The organism is uncultured Candidatus Puniceispirillum sp. (assembly GCF_963979125.1).
Taxonomy (GTDB): domain Bacteria; phylum Pseudomonadota; class Alphaproteobacteria; order Puniceispirillales; family Puniceispirillaceae; genus Puniceispirillum.
The window spans coordinates 1-1,879 of record NZ_CAXBVX010000180.1; the positions used below are offsets into that span (position 1 = coordinate 1).

The following is a 1,879-nucleotide window of genomic DNA, read 5'->3' on the forward strand; positions in this document are numbered from 1 at the left end:
TCAGTTATCGATGATAAAGGCAATGTGAAGGGCTATATTTCTGACAAAGAACTGAGCGGCGCACTGGTTAAAAGCTAGACAGCTTGGCAAGCCGTGAAGCACGCCATCGCATACGCTCGGATGGACGACAAAGTTAAAAGTTATTTGTCTTTGGCTTACTAGCTGTTTCCTGAAGATGGCCATTGTTTCATCTGCAAAATCTACGCGTCTGCAGAATTACGTGATAGTGACTATGTTTCGTTTCACATGCGTCATGTTCAGCCGTGTTCAGAACAGTATAAAATTCAATTGTAACAATAAGCTATAGTGAAGGTCGCCGATATTGTTGGCTTGTAAACTTCGCAAATCCAGAATAGGCTATCAGATCATAGACGTAAAATATTAATTTATGCGGCATATCCAAACAGTTGGATATGAATGCATGTGAAAGGGAGACTTGAAGAATGAAAAAGATTTTAGGAACTGCAATGGCAATGACTGTTGGTGCAATGGCGCTTACAACAGCCACTGTATCGCACGCCGCTGATAGTGTTAATGTTGCTTTCTTCCTGGAATGGGCAACCCCAAACCAGATTGCAAAAGTTGAGAAAGCCTATGACGAAGCTATGGGCGTTGACGTGAACTGGACTGATTTTAAAACGGGCACTGCTATGACCGAAGCGATGTTGGCTGGTGATATTGATATTGCTTACTCACAAGGTTTGTCCCCATTTGTAACAGCGATTCAGCAAGGCCATCCGCTGAAAATGGTTGCCGTTGCAATGGAGTATCCCGCAAACAACTGTTACATCAAAAACGGTCTGGGTATTGACGCGTCAAATGCTTCTGAGCTTGAAGGCAAAACCGTTGCTGTACCATTAAACACAATGGCCGACTTTGCATTTCGTAGCTACATGAACCATTTCAAAGTCGATATTTCAACGCTAGAAATTGTTGACCAGGAGCCAGCTGACGGTGCCAAGTCACTTGCTGATGGCAATGTTGATATGGCTTGTATATTTGGTGGAAATTCTAGCAAGGCAGCAGCTGAAGTAGGCACAGCAATCATGACTGATGCACAAAAGGTTGATGCTGGCATCGGATCTTTTGATGTAATATCCGTCACTGAAGATTTCGCAACAAAAAATCCTGATCTTTTGAGAACTTTCCTTGAGGTTACGCATGAGGCAAACGCGGATTGGAGTGGCAGTTCAGCACAACTTGCAAAAGTTGCTAAAGATGCAGGAATGAGCGTAAAAGATACAAAAGACCAAATGGATACTTTCATCTTTTTGTCGCCAGATGAGCAAAACGAAAAATATTTTGGTGTTAACGGTGTAGGTGTTTCAGCAGCCGAATCTCTTGGTCTGGTCTTTAAAAAGGCTGGTGCTTGGAACGTTGATCAAAAAATCGCCAAAGTTATTACTGGTGAGTTTCTTAACTAATCAGACTTAACTGACATAAACATAGAACAAGGCTCGCATGTCGGGCCTTGTTTGCTACTTAGCTAAAAGTTGGAATTTCAAGTAAATGGCTGACCTGCATTGCAAAGACCTCTGTATGACATTTCGGGATCTGATGTCGGGTTCCAAAATAGAGGCGCTGAAAGATATCGAATTTGACCTAAAACATGGTGAAATTCTAACTGTTCTGGGGCCATCTGGTTGTGGCAAAACCACATTACTCAATATGGTCGCTGGCTTTATCACGCCAACCAGCGGTAAATTGGATCTTGGCGGCGTGCCAATTGAGGCACCGGGCGCAGAACGCGGTATGGTTTTCCAGCAAGGTGCCCTGTTTGAATGGCTGACCGTTTCCAAGAATGTTGACTTTGGTCTGCGGATGAAAAAGACCGACCCCGAAGAAAGCGCTGCCCTTGTTGAAAAATGGCTCGATATTG

The 1,879-nt window shown here is 43.6% G+C and carries 2 protein-coding genes; both read left to right on the forward strand.

Translation table 11 applies throughout. The annotated features are described in order from the left end of the window. Positions 1-443: 443 nt before the first annotated feature. Complete coding sequence (locus ABNT28_RS10965; protein ID WP_348721623.1) at positions 444-1,424, forward strand: ABC transporter substrate-binding protein; 981 nt, start codon at positions 444-446, stop codon at positions 1,422-1,424. 85 nt (positions 1,425-1,509) lie between these two features. After that, positions 1,510-1,879: ATP-binding cassette domain-containing protein (locus ABNT28_RS10970; protein WP_348721624.1), on the forward strand; the 370-nt coding region annotated here is incomplete at its 3' end.